Raw genomic sequence first — 17,223 nt, forward strand, 5'->3', positions numbered from 1 at the left:
ATGAAGGGCCCAATCGTATGCACTTCTTGTTACGCCCGTCAATGATACGAAATACAGTTCCCTGCCCGCGGGCTATCTGACGCACCGTGGCCGTGGCAACGGTTATGGTGTATCCATGACGACGGGGACTTTTGCCGATGACTTGGCGATCGAACGATCAAGCGAGCTGCAACCGCGCGAGTTGATCGTGACGATCTTCGGCCTCTACGCGCGGGCCGAGTCGAACTGGTTGTCGGTCGCTTCCGTCGTCCGACTCATGTCTCATCTCGGTGTGGACGGATCCGCGGTTCGCTCGTCGATTTCCCGGCTCAAACGGCGCGAAACGCTGGAAGCCCATCGTCACGACGGCTCCGCAGGCTATTCGCTGTCCAAGCCGACTCTGGATGCTCTCGCCGAGGGCGATGTCAGGATCTTTGATCGCAAGCGCGCCGAGATCGAAGACGGCTGGCTGATGGTGGTCTTCTCCATCCCCGAATCCGAACGGGACAAACGGCACGTTCTCCGAACATTCCTGACCCGTCTCGGCTTCGGCACAACCGCGCCAGGGGTGTGGATCGCGCCGGGAAGCCTCGTTCGCGAGACCAGGGAAACGCTGGAACGCCGGGGACTCAGCGAATACGTCGACATGTACAGCGCGGAACACCTCGGCTTCGGCGACCTCCGCACGAAGGTCCGCACCTGGTGGGATCTCGACGCACTCACCACCCTCTACGCCGCGTTCCTCGACAAGTATCGTCCGGTACTCGAACGGTCGACGGCAGGAACACTCACCCCCCAAGACGCTTTCGCCGAATACGTGCCCATGCTCACCGAGTGGCGGCGGCTACCGTACCTCGACCCCGGCCTCCCCCTTCCCCTACTTCCACCTGGATGGAACGGTGTCACCGCCGGCCGGCTCTTCGACGAACTGAACGCCGCCCTCAGCGGACCCGCCCGAGAACACGCAATGCGGATCATTCACCAGCCCTGACCACTACCCGCGGCCGAGAGGGTCGCGAGCCTCCACGCAAATCCATGGGATACGCCCTCGTGCGCCCCACCTCGGCATCGCTCTTCTGGGCACCGCGCCTTCACACGGGAACGCCACACCATCTGTCGTAAGAGACTTTTCACATGGGTGGCCGTTACACCACAGAGTGAGCGAACGTTATTGCACAGGAATCAGTCTGGGTCGAGCACATCACTTCGAAGTTGTCTCCAGGGCCTTGACAAGGCTGTCCCCCAGCTCCATTGCGGCCAGTTTGGCGTCCAGTCGGGCTCCGTCTTCGTCGGCGAGCGCGGCATCACGAAGCCCTGCCAGCGAAGTGACCGCGCCGGGTGAGCCGACCAGTGCGTGGGCCGCGGACATCAACTTGCCGAAACTGTCGCCGCCGTGCTCGTAGGTGGCACCGTAACCCTTGAGGACACGCTGGCACTCGACGATCTCACGTCCGAGGTCGGCATCGGTTGCTGCAGCCCGGAGAGCCTGTTCGATCCACTCCTCGATCGCCGCCTGCTCCCGGACGAACCGCAGTGAGCGCGGGCGGAGGGGACGCGTTCGCGCCATCGTGCTCAGCATCGTGTAACCGGTCACCGAACTCGTGTTCAGGATCATCCCCTTGTGGGTGATCGCGCCGACCAGACGCTGGAACCACTTCGAACGGTGCATGCGGGCCCCCAGCCTGGAGGGCATCGTGTCGGTGATCTCGTCGATCTGTGGGTGGAGATACTCACGAACCTGCATCAGTTGGTGCCGTTCCGCCCGCGCTTCCTTGCGGATTCGGTCCATCCGCCCCTGTCGGGTCTTCTGCATTGCCACCTGGATCGTGTCCTGGTAGCACATCCACAGCCCGATGTGGCGGGCCGCCTCGACGGTCAACCGGGCTGCTCCCGCGGCGTCCGGATCTATCTCGGCGAAGCGGGTCACCCGGAACAGGTACCGCTCGGCGTAGTCCAGGTTCTGATAAACCGCGGTCCGCACGAGACCGTGGAGGATCATCGACCGCGCCGCCGGCGGGAGGTTCAGGACGCGGTCGGCGAGCGGCTGCAGCGCCGGCCCGACGAGGGTGGAGGGGGCGGTCGCTGCGACCGTCGTGCGTCGAGTCTCTTCCTCGGCTTTTCGGTCCTCCGGCGTCACCGGGCGCGGTCCGATGGAGATCGGTATCGGATTCGGCTTCCGCGCGGGGCGTGGTTTCTGCTGTGCGGCGGCGTCAAACCCGGCGGAGAAGGCCCGTAGTGAGGATTCGACACCCTTTCCGAACGCGTGAATCGGGGCCTCGAACTGTTCCCTGCTGAAGGGAAGGGTCCCGGATCCGGCAAGGGCACCGAACAACGCGGCACTGATGACGCTGCGACTCTGTTCGGCCATTTCCATGAAGTCTGCGGCGACCAACCGCTTCGAGGCGCGTTGCGCTCCCGCGACGAGTTCGGAGCTGTCGGCGCGACCGTCGCCGAGGGCCATCTTTTCGTCGATGGAGTACACCCGATTGGTGGAGGTGATCAGTGTCGTTCGATCGGGGGTGACGAATCCGCGCTGGACAGCTCGGCCACATTCCATCAGTTCGGAGGCGATGAGGACATCGACCTCGCCGGGGCTCGGGAACACGCTGAGGACCGGCTCGATCCGGGCGTCGGTCGCCGAGGACGGAGGTTCATCGCCAGGTGGGAAGATCTCGACGTAGTAGACCGTCGCCCCGGTGCGCTGGGCGACGCCGGCGACGGAGGTGTTCTGCGCGTAGTGGCCGGCGTTCTCGGCGACGGCGACGATCCAGTCGGCGAGCACGCCGCCGCCTTCGCCGCCGAGGGCGACGATCGCCAGAGTGATCGGACGTTGACCGTTGTACCAGTTGAACATCATGCAGCCTCGAATTGTGCGGCGCGGCGCTCGATGCCGCGGGATGCGATCTTGATCCACCACGAGCGGACGTTTGCAAGAAGCTGTTCGCGTCGGGTGGGGTTGTCGACTACGTCGGTGCGGTAGAACGACGGGCACAGCACCGCGGCGTGTGCATTCGCCCCGCACACTCCGCAGCCGACGCAGCTGTCGAGGACCTCAGCGATCGGGTCGGTACGCATGGGATCCGGGTTGGGTGCGATCGTCAACGACGGGCAGCCGGAGATCCGGATGCAGGCGTGGTCGCCGGTACAGGTCTCGGGATCCACCCCGAACCGCTCGCGCACCACCCGCTTGCCGGCCGCGAGCGCTTTGGTTCGGTCGCGTTTGACGCGGCGCTGGGCGTTGAGCTGGCACTCGCTTTGCATGACGAGCACCTTGGGCCCGGCCTCGTCGGTGGTGAGTGCCTCGACAAACGTGTCACGGACTTTGCCGACGTCGTAGGTGTTCTTGATCGTGCGCGCCCATTTGACGCCGATACCGCGGACGGCCTTCTCGATCGGGTGCTGGGTCGACCGGGTGGGGAGGTCTGCCTGGGAGGACAGCACGTCCTGGCCGCCGGTCGCGGCGGCGTAGGCGTTGTCGACGATGAGGTGGACCTGATCGCTCTTGTTGAAGACAGCGTTGCCGACGCCGCTGGTGAGGCCGTTGTGCCAGAATCCGCCGTCGCCCATGATCGCGATGCTGCGCCGGTCGGTGTCCTTGGAGTTCAGTGCGGAGGCGCCTGCCGATCCGAGGCCGTATCCCATCGTCGTGGCGCCGAGGTCGAACGGTGCGTTGACGGCGAAGAGGTGGCAGCCGATGTCGGCGCTGACGTGGTGTTTGCCGGTCTCCCGCTCGGCGAGTTTGAGGCCGCTGAAGATCGGGCGTTCGGGGCATCCGGTGCACAGTCCCGGCGGGCGCGGCGAGATGACCTCGGACGAGACGCGGGGGGCTGTGGGGCTCGTCGGGTCGTCGGGGTCCCGCAGCAGGGCGGGCTGGTGTGCGACGACGTCCGGGAGGTACCGCTGGAGGAACTCGTTGACACCGCGGGTGACGACCGTCGAGGTGTATTCGCCGGCGAGTGTCAGCATGTCCTTGCCGTGCAGTGCGGTGGCAATGTCCGCCCGCCGCAGGATCGCGTTCAGGTTCTGCTCGATGTAGTCCGGCTGGCCCTCCTCCAGGAGGAGGACGGCGCGTTTGCCCTGGCAGAACTCGATGATCTCGTCGTCGACGACCGGGTAGGTCACGTTCATGACGTACGTCGGTACCTGGGTGCGTCCGAATGCGTCGGAACAGCCGAGCAGCTCCATCGATCGGTTCAGCGTGTTGTACAGACCGCCCTGCACGATGATGCCGATGTCGGCTTTGTCGTTCCCGAAGACCTCGTTGAGGCCGCGGTCCTTGATGAACTTGACCGCCGCCGGCCACCGGTCGTGGATCTTCTCCTTCTCGTGCAGGAAGCTGGCCGGCGGGAGCACGATCCGGTCGATGTCGCGCAGCGGATTTTCGAGGGCATCGGTGACCGTCATCGGCGGGCGTTTGTTGTCCTTGGCCCCGAAGGCCCCGTGCAGGTGACACGAGCGGAGCCGCAGATCCAGCATCACCGGGGTGTTGCTCGCCTCGGACAGCTCGAAGCCGACCTCGACCGCGTCGACGATCGCCGAGACATTGGGCCGGGGATCGAGCAGCCACATCTGCGACTTCATCGCGAACGCGTGGGAGCGCTCCTGCATGATGCTCGAGCCCTCGCCGTAGTCCTCGCCGAGGATGACGAGCGCGCCGCCGGTAACGCCGCCACTGGCCAGGTTCGCAAGCGCGTCCGAGGCAACATTCAAGCCGACGGTGGACTTGAAGGTCACCGCGCCGCGCAGCGGATAGTGCACCGAAGCTGCCAGCATCGCCGCCGCCGTCGCTTCCGACGCGCTGTTTTCGAAATAGACGCCGAGTTCGTCGAGGATCTCGTGCGCGTCACCGAGGACATCCATCAGATGCGAGATCGGTGCGCCCTGGTAGCCGCCGACATAGGCGACACCGGATTGCAGCAACGCCTTGGTGACGGCGAGGATGCCCTCGACGTGCAACGTGGTGCCGGCGCCGTTGCGGAGTTGTTTGACCTCGGCGGCGAACGAACGTTCAGCCATTTTCTCTTTCCTTACTTCTCGACCAGGGCGACCACGCGGGCCGGACTACCCGATCCCCCGACAATGGGCAGCGGCAGGACCGTGATCGCGAACCCGGTCGCCGGCAACTGATCCAACTTCTGCAGCTGCGTCAGTCCCAACTTGCCCGCGCCGAGCAGGTGGTGATGGCAGGGGAACGCCGGGTCCAGTGCCGTGGCCTGGCCGGCGTCGGTGCCGACCGTTTCCACGCCCACCCCGACCACCTCGGTCTCTTCGGCGAGCCAGCGTGCGCACTCGGCGGTGAATCCTGGCGTGTGCGGTCCGGTCTCGTCGGCGTTGTGGAAATCGTCGCTGTTCTCCGACCGGCTCGACCACCCGGTGCGGTAGAGGAGCCACCCACCGGCAGGGAGTGCACCGTGCGTGCGTTGCCATTCTTCGATGTCGGCGACATCGAGGAGGAAGTCCGGGTTGTCGGCCACCCGGTCAGTGACATCGAGGACGACCGCGGGGGCGAGCAGTGAACGCAACGGCACCTGTGACACGTCGAGTCCGTCCTTGCCGGTGATCCAGTGGTTCGGTGCATCGAGGTGGGTGCCGGTGTGTTCGCCGGTGTGGATGTTGTTCCAGTACCAACCCGGCCCGTCCTCGTCGAATCGGCTGATCAACTCGAGCTGGAAGGGCAGGGTGTTCTTGAACGGTTCCGGCAACGCCAGCACCGGGGTCTTGTCGGTCAGTGGCGCGGTGAGGTCGATCAATTCGATGCGTTCGTCGGCGATGGACGCGAGCAGGTCGGTGATTACTGACATGTCAACTCCTAATTGGATTTACGGTGCCGCTGCGCGGCAAGTTTGGTGGCAACGAGGTGGCCGGAACCCGCGCCGAGTCCGGCCCCGGGATGAGTGGATGCACCGATGTGCCAGAGACCGTCCACGCAGGTGCGATGCCGCCCCGCTTCGGGCAGTGGGCGCCACAGAAAGCTCTGATCCAGCTCCGAACTGCCGCCGTAGGGGTCCCCGCCGACGGCATTCTCGTTGTATGCCGCGAGATCGGCCGGCGAGATCACATCCGTTCCGAGAATTTTCAGACCATGGGTGTGCGCGTCCAAGCGATCGATGACCCGCTGGGCGTAGGCCCTGGCCAGTTCCGGGGTCCAACCGTCCGTGGTCTTCAGCTCGCCGGCGGCGTCGCCGAGCGGTTCGTACGGAACCTCCTGCAGTTGCAACCAGAGCGAAGCGGCACCGGCCGGAACACGCGAGGGATCCAAGAGGGATTGTTGCCCGACCACGACTGTCGGTTTCCTGGGAAGAAGACCGGCTTCCGCTTCCGCACGGGCAATGCCGGTGCTCGCCGATCCATCCGAGATATGCACCAGCGGAACCTCGTTGAGGCGGGCATCGCGCCACTGGGGTCGTTCGGACAAGGCGATGTGGATCTGCATCTCACCGCGCCCGTACCGGTACCGCCGTGCCTGGGCACGCAGCGGAGCAGGACTGGCGTCCGGAGGCAGCAGCGACCCGTACAAGGCAGTCGGTGTTACCGACGCCAGCACCGCACGCCGGGCCCGGTAACGCCGCCCTGCCGCCTCCACACCGGTCGCACGGCCCCCCTCGACAATGATGCGGTCGACGCGGGATCCGGTATGCACCTGCACGCCCAATTCGTCGAGTAGTCCTCGAAAGGCCTCCAGCAGTCGTGCCGAGCCTCCCTCGACCACAGGCAGACCGAAACCGTGGACGGTTGCCGCCAGCACCGGAATCATGAAGCCGCCGGAGGCATTGTCCGGCGACAGACCTGCGTGCAGTAGCCACGGCACCCACAGGTGATCCACTTCGGGACCGACGTACTCCCGAGAACAGTAGGCGCGGCCCGACGCAGCGAGGTCTCGGAGCCACTGCTCGGAGCCGCGCCGTCCGTTGGTTTTGAAGAAACGCGCCAGCAGTGGAACGACTCCGGCGCTGCGGATTTCGCTGCCCATCATCCCGCCGATCACCGGTGCGTTGCGGCCGAACCGTTGCAACGCCTCCAGATACGTATTCCCGTCTTCTTCGTCGCCGAAGCCCGCTGCCGTCAGCTCCGGATCGCGGTACGCCAGGGTGACACGGCCGCTGTCGGCAATGCTCGCGGTCACGGCCTCGTCGGTGTTGCAGAACCGCAGCCCGTGACGGGCCAGGTCGTCGCCGAGCGCCGTGTGCGCCGGGCCCGACACGAACAGCGGATACCACGATGAGAACGTGTCGTGCACGTAGCCGGGCACCGTACGCTCACCGCTCCCAACAAAGCCGCCGATCTCCGGATTGCTCTCCAGCAGCACCACTTTCCAGCCTGATCGAGCCAGCGTGGCTGCGGCGACGAGTCCGTTGATTCCGGACCCGACGATGACGGCATCGACTTCGTTGTGCATCACATCTCCTTTCGAGTGTGAGCGACGACATTAGTGACCCAAGGAGGCGGCGGCTATCCTGATTGCGCGCGTCTTATCCGTATGCCGCTCAGTTGCGAGGGACCGGCCGCTGACCGGCGTGACGCCGCCCCCGACAGGGCGTTCCTCGAACCCTGCCCGCGCGATCGCACCGTCCCCGCGCGAATGAGCGATACATACGGCATCGGGTCACCAGCGCCGCGTTCGCACCCCTTGTTCCGAAGGGGTGGTCGATCAGCGGTAGGCCGGTTCTACGCCTGTGTGGCGATGGCGTCGGCGGCGTCGTGCAGCGCGCGGGAGACGGCGTGCATGCCGGGGGTGTACTGCCGGCGGGCGAGCGAGGCGATGTAGATCGAGCGTGTCGGGACCCGGTCGGTGGGACGAAATCGGACTGCGTAGACGTCGGGGCGATGATGTGCGACGGCCAGCCGCGGGACCATGGCGATGCCGACTCCCGCTGCGACCATCGCTTCGATCTCTTGGTAGTCATGGGCCTCGTAGACGACGTTCGGGGTGAATCCGGCCGTGTCGCAGCTGCGGTAAAGCACTTCGGCCGCCGGGTGGTCGGCGTTGCGGATGATCCACTTCGCCGATCGCAGCGATGCCACCGTGACATCGTCGGCGTACGGCGCGTCGAACGGGACGAGCAGGACTGTTTCGTCCTCCATCAGCGGCACGAGGGCGAGGGATTTCTCGGTCTCCTCGGTCCAGTCGTAACTCCAGAGCAACGCCATCTCGACCTCGCTCGAATGGAGCATCTCCAGTAGTCGCGGGCGGACCGCGGATTGGACGCGCACGTCGATGCCCGGCCAGTGGGCGTGATAGTTCTTCAGCGCGTCCGAGAGCAGTGAGGCGCTGACGGTGGGGAAGGAGCCGAGTCGGACGGTGCCGCGCTCGAGTCCCAGCAGAGCTTCCAGGTCGCCGTGGGCGGCACGCATTTCCTGACGGAACAGCCGCGCGCGCGTGACGAGAATTTCGCCGGCTTCCGTCAACCGGACGCCACGAGGCAGGCGGGTCAGTACCGGCTGCCGGATCTCCTGTTCCAGTTTGGCGATGCGCTGCGACGCGGCGGAGGGCGTGACGTTGGCGCGTTCGGCGCCGCCGGTGAGCGATCCGGCCTCGTCGATGTCGAGGAGCAGGAACAGGGTCACCACGTCGAACGAGTTGCGCATCGATACCTCCAACAAGCCTTTAATCCTGCTAAACCCCGGCGTAGAAATACGACATTGTCATAAACATAACCCGCTCATAGTGTGATCTGCGTAATGATCAAGTGAAGGATGTGACATGCAGACGATGAGTACTCCCCCGCACGGGATCACGGCACGGAATCGCCCCGACGACGCCGCCGATCACGCAGTGCGCTCACTGCTCGTCGCGCCGGCCGGCATCGGCGAGGTGGCGGAAGAGACAACCCCCGCCCCACGCCTATTGTCTCCCAATTCTATTCACGTCCGTCCGTCGCGACCGGCTGCCACCCAGGAGCCGTTCGATCCGCCCCGCAGCGAACCGAAAGTACGCCCATGACTTCCATCGAGATACTGCCACTGATCGCGTTGGTGGCAATGTTCGTGATAGCCACCTTCTTCCCCATCAACATCGGCATCTTGGGGTTCATCGGCGCATTCGTCGTGGGCGCCTTCATCCTCGGCTACGACGACAAGGAAATCCTCGCCGAGTTCCCCAGTTCGATCGTGCTGACGATCATCGGCGTCACTTACTTCTTCGGTATGGCGAAGAAGAACGGGACGATCGACCTCCTCGTCAATGCCTGTATACGTGGTGTTCGTGGACGGGTGACGATCGTCCCGTGGGTGTTCTTCTTCTGCGCCTCGGTGCTCACAGCCCTGGGCACGTTCAGCCCGGCTGCCGTTGCCTTGATCTCGCCGGCGGCGATGTCCTTCGCCGCGCGGACTCGGATGAGTCCGCTGGTGATGGGCATCATGACGATCAACGGTGCGCACGCCGGAGCGTTCTCGCCGATCTCGGTCTCGGGTGTGCTGGTCCGTGACATCGTCGAGTCGAGCGGCCTGACGATCGCGCCCTGGACCCTGTTCTTCGCCAGCTACGGCATCAATCTGCTGCTCTCGGTCCTCACAGTGGTCGGCTACGCCGTCCTCGCCCGGGTACGGAACCTCGAGTTCACCGCTACCGGCTCCAGCGCCGGCATCGACTCCGACGGCGTCGGGAGCGCACTACGCACCCCCACTGCGGGACCCGGTGGAATCCCGGCCGGCGGATCGTCCGGCCGGGGCGGCACCCAGGTACTCATCCGGACGCCGCGCACCGAGGTCGGCACCGACCACGATGTGCAGCCGGTCACCGGGGTCCAGAAACTCACGCTCGTCCTGATCGCCGGGGTGTTGGTGCTGGTCCTGGTCCTGCATATGCCGATCAGCTTCGTCGCCATCGCGGCCGGTGCGATCCTCGCCTTCACCGACCTGTCCAAGCAGAGTGAGGCCATCGCCGGTATCAGCTGGTCCACGGTCCTGCTCGTCGCCGGCATGGTCACCTACATCTCGCTCATGGAAGAGATCGGCACGATCGACCATCTCGCCGAGATGGCGATCACCATCGGCGCACCGCTGCTGGTCGCCGTCGTCCTCTGCTACGTCATCGGCGTCACCTCGGCGTTCGCATCGTCGACGGCGCTTCTCACCGCCGTCATCCCGCTCGCGCTTCCTCTGCTGCAGACCGGGGCGCTGCCGGTCGTCGGAGTCGTGGCAGCACTCGCCATCTCCGCCACCGTCGTCGACGTCTCCCCGTTCTCGACCAACGGCGCACTCGTCCTCGCCAACGCCCAGAACATCGAGCGTCCCCGGTTCTACCGGCAACTGCTCCTCAACGCGGGCATCGTGGTCGCGATCGCGCCGGCCCTGTGCTGGCTGGTGCTGGTGGCCGTCCCGACTCTGGTCTGACGCGCAGACAACACCCGCGAGGGTTTAACTGAAGTTAACCCTCATCGATTTATTCGCCATTGTTCTCCACCCTGATGTAGGTCAGGGTGGGCAGTGGGACACCGCTGGGAAGCACGCTCCCCATCCGATCAGAGCCTCCAGCGGTGCCTCACAAACTCTTCGAACCCGAAAGGTGGGCCGGACCGTGTTCACACTTCATGGAACCTGGATGCGGGGGGGAACCAGCAAGTGCTGGCTGTTCAACGCATTCGACGTCGATCCGCTCATTGCTCAGGCCGGCGGCCTGGATGCCATCTTGACGTCGGCATTCGGCTCGGGTGATCCGCGTCAGCTCGACGGTGTCGGCGGCGGCAGCTCGACCACATCGAAGGCGGCGATCGTGCGCCGCTCCAGCGAGCCCGGAATCGACGTCGACTACCTGTTCGCTCAGGTCGCGATTGGTGACCGCCAGGTCGAATGGGGCAGCAACTGCGGAAACTGCGCCACGGCGATCGGGCTGTACGCGCTGCAGTCCGGGTTCGTTCCGGTGGACTCCGCGACGACGACCGTGCGGATGCGGAACCAGAACACCGGCGCGATCCTGGACGCCCAGATCGCCACTCCGGGCGGGATGATCCCCACCGAAGGCGACGCGGCCGTGCCCGGTACCAGCGCGTTGGGTGTCCCGGTGGGGCTCACCTTCACCGGTCTCGCCGCCGGTGCGGCCACACTGCTGCCCACCGGCGCCGCCGCCGATCAGATCTCGATTGCCGACCACACGTACCGCGCCACGATGGTCGTCGCCGGCGCCCCGGCTGCGTTGTTCAACGCTGCCGACCTCGGGCTGACCGGTGCGGAGGACAACCAGACGATCGCCGAACACCTGCCGTTGCTTCTCCGGCTGCGACAGGAAGCGTCGTTGCGGATGGGACTGAGCAAGCCGGGAGATCCCGTCTCCCATGCGATTCCGAAAGTCGGTGTCGTGGGTCCGCCGGCGGACTACCGCACCAGCGCCGGCGTCGACATCCGCGGTGACGACTACGACATCTCGGTCCGGATGCTGTCGATGCTCGCCCCGCACCCGGCGATCGGGCTCACCTCCGCGGTCGCCGTCGCCGCGGCCTCCACCGTGACCGGAGGTGTCGTCACCGACAACACACAGGTCCGGTGGCCGGGATCGCTTCGGGTGGGAACACCCGCCGGGGTACTCGATGTCGACCTCTCCGTTTCCCTCGACGGGGTACTCGAATCGGTCACCCTGCACCGGGCGGCCCGCCGTATCGCATCGGCGGAACTGTTCGTCACCGCCCCGGCGCCGGCTCCGGCACTGGTCGGCTCCGCGCGGTGAGGACTCCGCACAGCCCCGCCCCCGCGATGCGACAGGAATCCTGATGCCCGAGAAGATCGCGATCGCGCCCAGACCGATCGACACGCGGATCGCCCGATCCTGGCTTCTGGTCAACGGCACCCGAACCGACCTGTTCGACCAGGCCGACCGCTCCTGCACAGACCAGATCGTCCTCGACATCGAGGACGCCGTCGACCCCCAACTCAAATCCACCGCGCGGGAGGAGGTCGCCGCCTGGCTCGAGAACACCTCGGCCTGGGTGCGGATCAACGACCGGTCCTCGTCGTACTGGAGCGATGACGTCGATCGCCTCGCCGGGCTTCCCGGACTGGCGGGCGTGACGCTTGCGAAAACCGAAGCCGCAGAACATATCACCGAAACCTTCGACCGACTCGGCGCAGCCACCCCGGTACTCGCGTTGGTCGAATCCGCCCTCGGAATCGACCAGGCCGGTGATATCGCCCGCGCCCGCGGCGTCTTCCGACTCGCCTTCGGCAGCGGCGACTATCGCCGCGACACCGGCACCAGCGCAGACGACCTCGCCATGGCCTATCCCCGCTCCAGACTGGTGGTCGCCAGCCGAATCGGCAACCTGCCCGGACCGATCGACGGTCCCACCGTCAGCAACAGTCACACCGTTCTGCGTGAGCAGTCGGCGGTGTCCGTGTCCCTCGGGTTGACCGGGAAGCTGTGCCTGGACACCGAACAACTGCCGGTAATCAACGAGTCGATCAGCCCCACGCCCTCGGACGTGACCTGGGCGCGGGAGTTTCTCGCCGATTTCGAAGCCCGCGGCCGCGTTGTTCGCGACGGCAGCGACCCGCCCCGGCTCGGTCGGGCCGAGAAGATCACCCGCCTCGCCGACGCGTTCGGAATCTGCCGGAGCTGACCGGTCCTATCCGGTTTCGAATCCCTCCTGCAACTGGTGGGCGGCGGCAGTGCACACCGCGATCCCTTCCTGCGCGGCCGGGCTCAGCCGCCGCTCGGTCAGATGCGCGACCAGGATCCGGCGCTGCGGCGGACGGGTGGCGAGGGGAATCGACCGGACGTCGGGCCGAAGGTTGAGTACGGCCAGTCGCGGAGCAATAGCCACGCCGAGCTCGACAGCCACCATCGCCTGCACCTCACCGTAGTCGTGCGCGAAGACACTCGTGCGCGGCGTGAAACCACCTTGCTGACAGAGTTTTTCGAGGGTCTGCGCGACCGGATGATCGTCGGCGCGAACCACCCACGATTCGTCGCGCAATTCGGCGATCCGGATCGAGTCGCGATCGGCCAGACGGTGCCGTTCCGACACCAGCAGCACGGTCGGATCGTTCATCACGTGGTGGTACGTCAGCGTGGGGTCATCGACCCGGTTCCACTCGTAGTCCCACAGCAACGACAGTTCGGTCTCCCGGCGGCGAAGCGCATCGACCAAGTACGCGAACCGGCCACTGAGCACCTTCAGCTCGACCCCCGGGTGCCGGGTCTTGAACTCCTTGACCACGAGTGGCAGCAGTGACGACCCAGCCGTGGGGAAGGTGCCGAGCGCCAGCACACCTGCACGCAGCCCTTTGATCTCCGCGAGTTCGGCATCGGCGGCCTCGAGTTCGATCAGGATGCGTTCGGTGTGCTTGACCACCGACCGCCCCGCCTCGGTCAACACGATGCCGCGCGCGTGCCGCTCGAGGAGCGGTTGCCCGGCCTCCTTCTCCAGCTTGGCGATTTGTTGGGAGACAGCCGAAGTGGTGTACCCGAGCGCCGACGCTGCCGCGGTGATCGATCCGTGCTCGGCGACCGCGCGCAGCGTGAACATCCTGGTCGTGTCCAGCACCCACCCACCTCCTGTGGCTTTAGAGAAAGTTAACACCTGTCGATACATCCGTGATTGTAGTTGAACCGTGCGAGTGTCAGTCTGAGATGGCGGCAGTGGCAGCTCAACACTCTCCGGCCGCCCCGTGACACCGGCTCGCACAGGCACCGTCGGACGTTGCTCGCCCACGGCGACGGATGTCGAGTGCCGCCCACCGTATCCACTCCCCACGCGTGAGGACAGCCTATGACTGCACACCCGAGTGACGTCCATTCGCCTGACGACCAGGCCGACGCCAGCACAGGCACCCGCCATTCTCCGACGCGTGCCCCCCTGCACGGCATTCGCGTCCTCGACATCAGTACCGTCTACGCCGCACCGATCACTGCCATGATGCTCGGCGACTACGGCGCCGACGTCATCAAGATCGAGCACCCCACAGGCGATCCCGCCCGCTCACACGGAGCACGCAAGGACGGCCACGGTCTGTGGTGGAAGGTGATCTCGCGCAACAAGAGATGCATCACCCTCAATCTCGGCACCGCCGAGGGTCAGCAGATGCTCCGCGACCTCGTCGTCGATGCCGACGTTCTGGTGGAAAACTTCCGCCCCGGTGTCCTCGAGAAGTGGGGATTGGGACCGGACCGGCTCCACGACCTCAACCCCGGGTTGATCATGCTGCGGGTCACCGGCTTCGGCCAATCCGGTCCCTACGCCGAGCGCCGAGCATTCGGGACCCTCGCCGAGGCCATGAGTGGATTCGCACACCAAACGGGTTGCGAGGACGGTCCGCCGACGTTGCCGCCCTTCGGTCTCGCCGACGGTGTCGCCGGACTCGCCGGCGCATTCGGTGTGGTGACCGCGCTGCTGCACCGCAACGGCCCGGACAGCGACGGAAAGGGGCAGGTCATCGACCTGTCTCTGCTCGAACCGCTGCTGGGGATCCTTGGCCCCGGCCCCACCGCGTACCACCAGCTCGGCACCATCGCCGGTCGCAACGGCAACCGCTCCCCCAACAACGCCCCACGCAACACCTATCTCACCAAGGATGGGCGGTGGGTCGCCATCTCCGCGAGCGCCACCTCCGTCGCCGCGCGCGTCATGCGCCTCGTCGGCCGCCCTGACGTCGTCGAACAACCCTGGTTCGACTCCGCCGGCGAACGCAGCCGAAACGGCGACCTTCTCGACGAGGCCGTCGCGAAATGGATCGCAGACAGGCCGCTGGACGAAGTCACGGCCGAATTCGAACGCGTGGGCGCCGCGCTGGCACCGATCTACGACGTCGCGCAACTGATGAACGATCCGCACGTCCTCGACCGCGACTGCATCACCACCGTCGACGACGACGACCTCGGCCCGATCAAGATGCAGAACCTCATGATCCGCATGCTCGGAACACCCGGTGCGATCAACTTCGCCGGCCGCCGACTCGGCCAGGACAACCAACAGTTCTACAGGGAAGCCCTCGACATCGACCCGTACCGACTGTCCGAACTCGCCGAGAAGGGGGTCCTCTGATGGACCGCAGCTACCTGTTCGCCCCGGGCCACAACCGAAAACTCCTCGGCAAGGTGTTCGACGCCGGCGCAGACGCCGTCATCCTCGACCTCGAAGACGCGGTGCCGCCCGCCGAGAAGTCGACGGCGCGGGACAATGTCGCATTCGTCCTCACCACCCACACCGCATGGGTGCGGATCAACGCGCCCGGCACCGAACTCGCCGGAGCCGACCTCGATGCTGTCGCTTCATCGGCTCACGGCATCCGCATCCCCAAGGTCGAAACACTCGACGACATCCACTGGGTCGCGGACCGCGCCCCCGGAAGACCCCTGATCTGTGCTATCGAAACCGCGAAAGGCGTCGCCAACGCCTTTGCGATCGCCGAGCACCCCGCGGTCACCCATATCGCCCTCGGCGGTATCGACCTGCAGAAGGACCTCGGCACCGGGAAGGGGGACGCACCTATGCAGTACGTGCGCTCCCACCTCGTCGTCGCCGCCCGCGCCGCCGGCATCGCCCCACCGATCGACAGCGTCTACCCGCACATCGACGACACCGACGGACTCGTCCGCCAGGCCACCCACAGCCGTGACCTCGGCCTGTTCGGCAAGTCCGCCATCCACCCCGCTCAGCTTCCGGCCATCCACACCACCTTCAGTCCGCGACAGAACGACATCGACTGGGCTCGACAAGTCATCGAGGCATTCGAGAACGCCGGCGGAGCCGCGGTGCGACTGGCCACGGGCGAATTCGTCGATCTCCCCGTCGCGGAACGGGCAAGGAAGATCCTGGACTTTGCGCACGCCTGACAAACCCCCACCCCCGCCATAGCCCCCACTGTGGACCATGCTGATCTTCCTGGTGTGGTGCGGCATAGATTTCAGCCACGGACAGATTCGAGCCGGCCCGCCACCCGCCCTAGACCTGGCACGATGGCAGGGTGACTGAACCCAACCGCGTCCTCGTCCTCGGCTCGGGATTCGCCGGCTTATGGGCCGCGCTGGGGGCGGCGCGGCGGCTCGACGAACTCCAGGCGACGGGCACCGTCGATGTCACGGTGATCAGTGCGCAGCCGTTCCACGACATCCGGGTCCGCAACTACGAGGCAGACCTGAGCGCGTGCCGTATCCCGCTGAGCGATGTGCTGGACCCGGTCGACGTCGGGCACATCGCCGCCGAGGTGACTGCGATCGACACCGCGGCGCGCACCGTCACCGTCTCGGGCCGCGGGGCACAGCGCACGCAGAGGTACGACCGTCTGGTCATGGCTCTGGGCAGTCGGGTGGCGACGCCCGATATCCCCGGTTTGCGGGAATTCGGCTTCGACGTGGACACGTACGACGGCGCGATGAAGCTACAGCGCCACCTGGCCGCGCTGTCCGACGGCCGAGCGGACGTGAACGCGGCGACCGCGGTGGTGGTCGGCGCCGGCCTCACGGGCATCGAAACTGCGTCCGAGCTGCCCGGAAGGCTGGCAAAGGTGTGCGCGGGACGCAACGTCGAACCGCGGGTGGTGCTGATCGACCACAACCACTACGTCGGTTCCGACATGGGCTCATCGGCGCGACCGGTGATCGAAGCGGCGCTGTCCGACAACGGCGTCGAGACGTTGACCGGTGTCGGCGTCGCATCTGTCGACGAGCACGGCGTGACGCTCTCCTCCGGAGAGGTGCTGGCCGCGGGCACCGTCGTCTGGTGTGCGGGCATGCGGGCGAATCCGCTGACCGCACAGCTCGGTGGCGAGCGCGACCGGCTCGGTCGCCTGCCGGTCGACGACTACCTGCGGGTGATCGGTTCGCCCGGAGTATTCGCCGCCGGTGACGTCGCCGCGGCGCGGGTGGACGACGACCACCTGTCGGTGATGTCGTGCCAGCACGGGCGCCCGATGGGCCGCTACGCGGGTTACAACGTCATCGGCGACCTGCTCGGGGAGCCGATGCTCCCGCTCCGGATCCCCTGGTACGCCACCGTTCTCGACCTGGGACCGGCGGGCGCGGTGTACACCGAGGGGTGGGACCGCCAGGTGGTGTCGCGCGGCGCGCAGGCCAAAGCCACCAAGGTCACCATCAACACCGAACGCATCTATCCCCCGTTGAACCGAGACCGCGACGCGCTGCTGGCCGCCGCCGCGCCGGCGCTGCAGGCACGACCCGATCCTGGACAATGACTTTCAGGAAATCGAAGACTCGTCGCCGCCTACTGCACCACCGCCGCAGGAAGCCGATCCGTCACGCGCGGCGAGCCCACCGGGAGGGATGGTCCGGGAAGCCAACGGGACCGCACCGCCCAC

At 66.2% G+C, this 17,223-nt stretch carries 13 protein-coding genes; 7 read left to right on the plus strand and 6 right to left on the minus strand.

Features of this window, described 5'->3' with window-relative positions:
* Positions 1-115 precede the first annotated feature (115 nt).
* Positions 116-970, plus strand: a complete 855-nt coding sequence (locus G9373_RS15275) for a PaaX family transcriptional regulator C-terminal domain-containing protein (protein WP_005262535.1) — start codon at positions 116-118, stop codon at positions 968-970.
* Between the two features lie 210 nt (positions 971-1,180).
* Here the strand turns inward: G9373_RS15275 and G9373_RS15280 are convergent, their stop codons facing one another.
* The 5 genes from G9373_RS15280 to G9373_RS15300 all read right to left on the minus strand — a co-directional run bounded on the left by G9373_RS15280 (position 1,181) and on the right by G9373_RS15300 (position 8,565).
* The gene (locus tag G9373_RS15280) at positions 1,181-2,836 is read right to left on the minus strand and encodes an indolepyruvate oxidoreductase subunit beta family protein (protein ID WP_167115628.1); all 1,656 of its coding nucleotides are present in this window, start codon (positions 2,834-2,836) and stop codon (positions 1,181-1,183) included.
* Positions 2,833-4,995, minus strand: a complete 2,163-nt coding sequence (locus G9373_RS15285) for an indolepyruvate ferredoxin oxidoreductase subunit alpha (protein ID WP_133986644.1) — start codon at positions 4,993-4,995, stop codon at positions 2,833-2,835. The genes G9373_RS15280 and G9373_RS15285 overlap by 4 nt, the downstream gene beginning before the upstream one ends.
* 11 nt (positions 4,996-5,006) lie before the next feature.
* Positions 5,007-5,780, minus strand: a complete 774-nt coding sequence (locus G9373_RS15290) for a cyclase family protein (RefSeq protein ID WP_120659127.1) — start codon at positions 5,778-5,780, stop codon at positions 5,007-5,009.
* A gap of 8 nt (positions 5,781-5,788) precedes the next feature.
* On the minus strand, positions 5,789-7,375 hold the full coding sequence (locus G9373_RS15295) for an NAD(P)/FAD-dependent oxidoreductase (protein ID WP_167115631.1): 1,587 nt from the start codon (positions 7,373-7,375) through the stop codon (positions 5,789-5,791).
* 269 nt (positions 7,376-7,644) lie between these two features.
* Entirely contained in the window at positions 7,645-8,565 is a 921-nt protein-coding gene (locus G9373_RS15300; RefSeq protein ID WP_005568870.1) for a LysR family transcriptional regulator, read from the minus strand.
* A 351-nt stretch (positions 8,566-8,916) separates the two neighbouring features.
* Here G9373_RS15300 and G9373_RS15305 point away from each other — a divergent pair, with 351 nt between their 5' ends.
* From G9373_RS15305 to G9373_RS15315, 3 genes are all read left to right on the plus strand, one after another.
* A complete protein-coding gene (locus G9373_RS15305; RefSeq protein WP_005568869.1) occupies positions 8,917-10,311 on the plus strand; it encodes an SLC13 family permease in 1,395 nt (464 codons plus the stop codon).
* Between the two features lie 208 nt (positions 10,312-10,519).
* Positions 10,520-11,638, plus strand: coding sequence for a PrpF domain-containing protein (locus tag G9373_RS15310; RefSeq protein ID WP_081276498.1), 1,119 nt, complete (start codon positions 10,520-10,522; stop codon positions 11,636-11,638).
* Between the two features lie 43 nt (positions 11,639-11,681).
* Positions 11,682-12,527 carry a CoA ester lyase gene (locus tag G9373_RS15315; RefSeq protein WP_167115634.1) on the plus strand — a complete coding sequence of 282 codons (846 nt, stop codon included), beginning with the start codon at positions 11,682-11,684 and terminating at the stop codon, positions 12,525-12,527.
* A gap of 6 nt (positions 12,528-12,533) precedes the next feature.
* Here G9373_RS15315 and G9373_RS15320 read toward each other — a convergent pair whose 3' ends face one another.
* Complete coding sequence (locus G9373_RS15320) at positions 12,534-13,454, minus strand: LysR family transcriptional regulator (RefSeq protein WP_005262520.1); 921 nt, start codon at positions 13,452-13,454, stop codon at positions 12,534-12,536.
* Between the two features lie 225 nt (positions 13,455-13,679).
* On the opposite strand from G9373_RS15320, the gene G9373_RS15325 reads away from it, so the two are divergent.
* From G9373_RS15325 to G9373_RS15335, 3 genes are all read left to right on the plus strand, one after another.
* On the plus strand, positions 13,680-14,951 hold the full coding sequence (locus G9373_RS15325; RefSeq protein ID WP_120659128.1) for a CoA transferase: 1,272 nt from the start codon (positions 13,680-13,682) through the stop codon (positions 14,949-14,951).
* Positions 14,951-15,742, plus strand: coding sequence for a CoA ester lyase (locus G9373_RS15330; RefSeq protein WP_005568864.1), 792 nt, complete (start codon positions 14,951-14,953; stop codon positions 15,740-15,742). Before G9373_RS15325 ends, G9373_RS15330 begins: the two co-directional genes overlap by 1 nt.
* Positions 15,743-15,873: 131 nt before the next feature.
* The gene (locus tag G9373_RS15335) at positions 15,874-17,100 is read left to right on the plus strand and encodes an NAD(P)/FAD-dependent oxidoreductase (protein WP_133986643.1); all 1,227 of its coding nucleotides are present in this window, start codon (positions 15,874-15,876) and stop codon (positions 17,098-17,100) included.
* The last annotated feature ends 123 nt before the right edge of the window (positions 17,101-17,223 follow it).

It is taken from the genome of Rhodococcus sp. A14 (assembly GCF_011603105.1).
Lineage (GTDB): Bacteria > Actinomycetota > Actinomycetes > Mycobacteriales > Mycobacteriaceae > Rhodococcus_F > Rhodococcus_F opacus.

Excerpts from the sequence above, each read along its gene's own strand:
- G9373_RS15275 (WP_005262535.1), top strand. The coding sequence starts at position 116 with ATGACGACGGGGACTTTTGCCGATGACTTGGCGATCGAACGATCAAGC.
- G9373_RS15280 (WP_167115628.1), bottom strand. The coding sequence starts at position 2,836 with ATGATGTTCAACTGGTACAACGGTCAACGTCCGATCACTCTGGCGATC.
- G9373_RS15285 (WP_133986644.1), bottom strand. The coding sequence starts at position 4,995 with ATGGCTGAACGTTCGTTCGCCGCCGAGGTCAAACAACTCCGCAACGGC.
- G9373_RS15290 (WP_120659127.1), bottom strand. The coding sequence starts at position 5,780 with ATGTCAGTAATCACCGACCTGCTCGCGTCCATCGCCGACGAACGCATC.
- G9373_RS15295 (WP_167115631.1), bottom strand. The coding sequence starts at position 7,375 with ATGCACAACGAAGTCGATGCCGTCATCGTCGGGTCCGGAATCAACGGA.
- G9373_RS15300 (WP_005568870.1), bottom strand. The coding sequence starts at position 8,565 with ATGCGCAACTCGTTCGACGTGGTGACCCTGTTCCTGCTCCTCGACATC.
- G9373_RS15305 (WP_005568869.1), top strand. The coding sequence starts at position 8,917 with ATGACTTCCATCGAGATACTGCCACTGATCGCGTTGGTGGCAATGTTC.
- G9373_RS15310 (WP_081276498.1), top strand. The coding sequence starts at position 10,520 with ATGCGGGGGGGAACCAGCAAGTGCTGGCTGTTCAACGCATTCGACGTC.
- G9373_RS15315 (WP_167115634.1), top strand. The coding sequence starts at position 11,682 with ATGCCCGAGAAGATCGCGATCGCGCCCAGACCGATCGACACGCGGATC.
- G9373_RS15325 (WP_120659128.1), top strand. The coding sequence starts at position 13,680 with ATGACTGCACACCCGAGTGACGTCCATTCGCCTGACGACCAGGCCGAC.
- G9373_RS15330 (WP_005568864.1), top strand. The coding sequence starts at position 14,951 with ATGGACCGCAGCTACCTGTTCGCCCCGGGCCACAACCGAAAACTCCTC.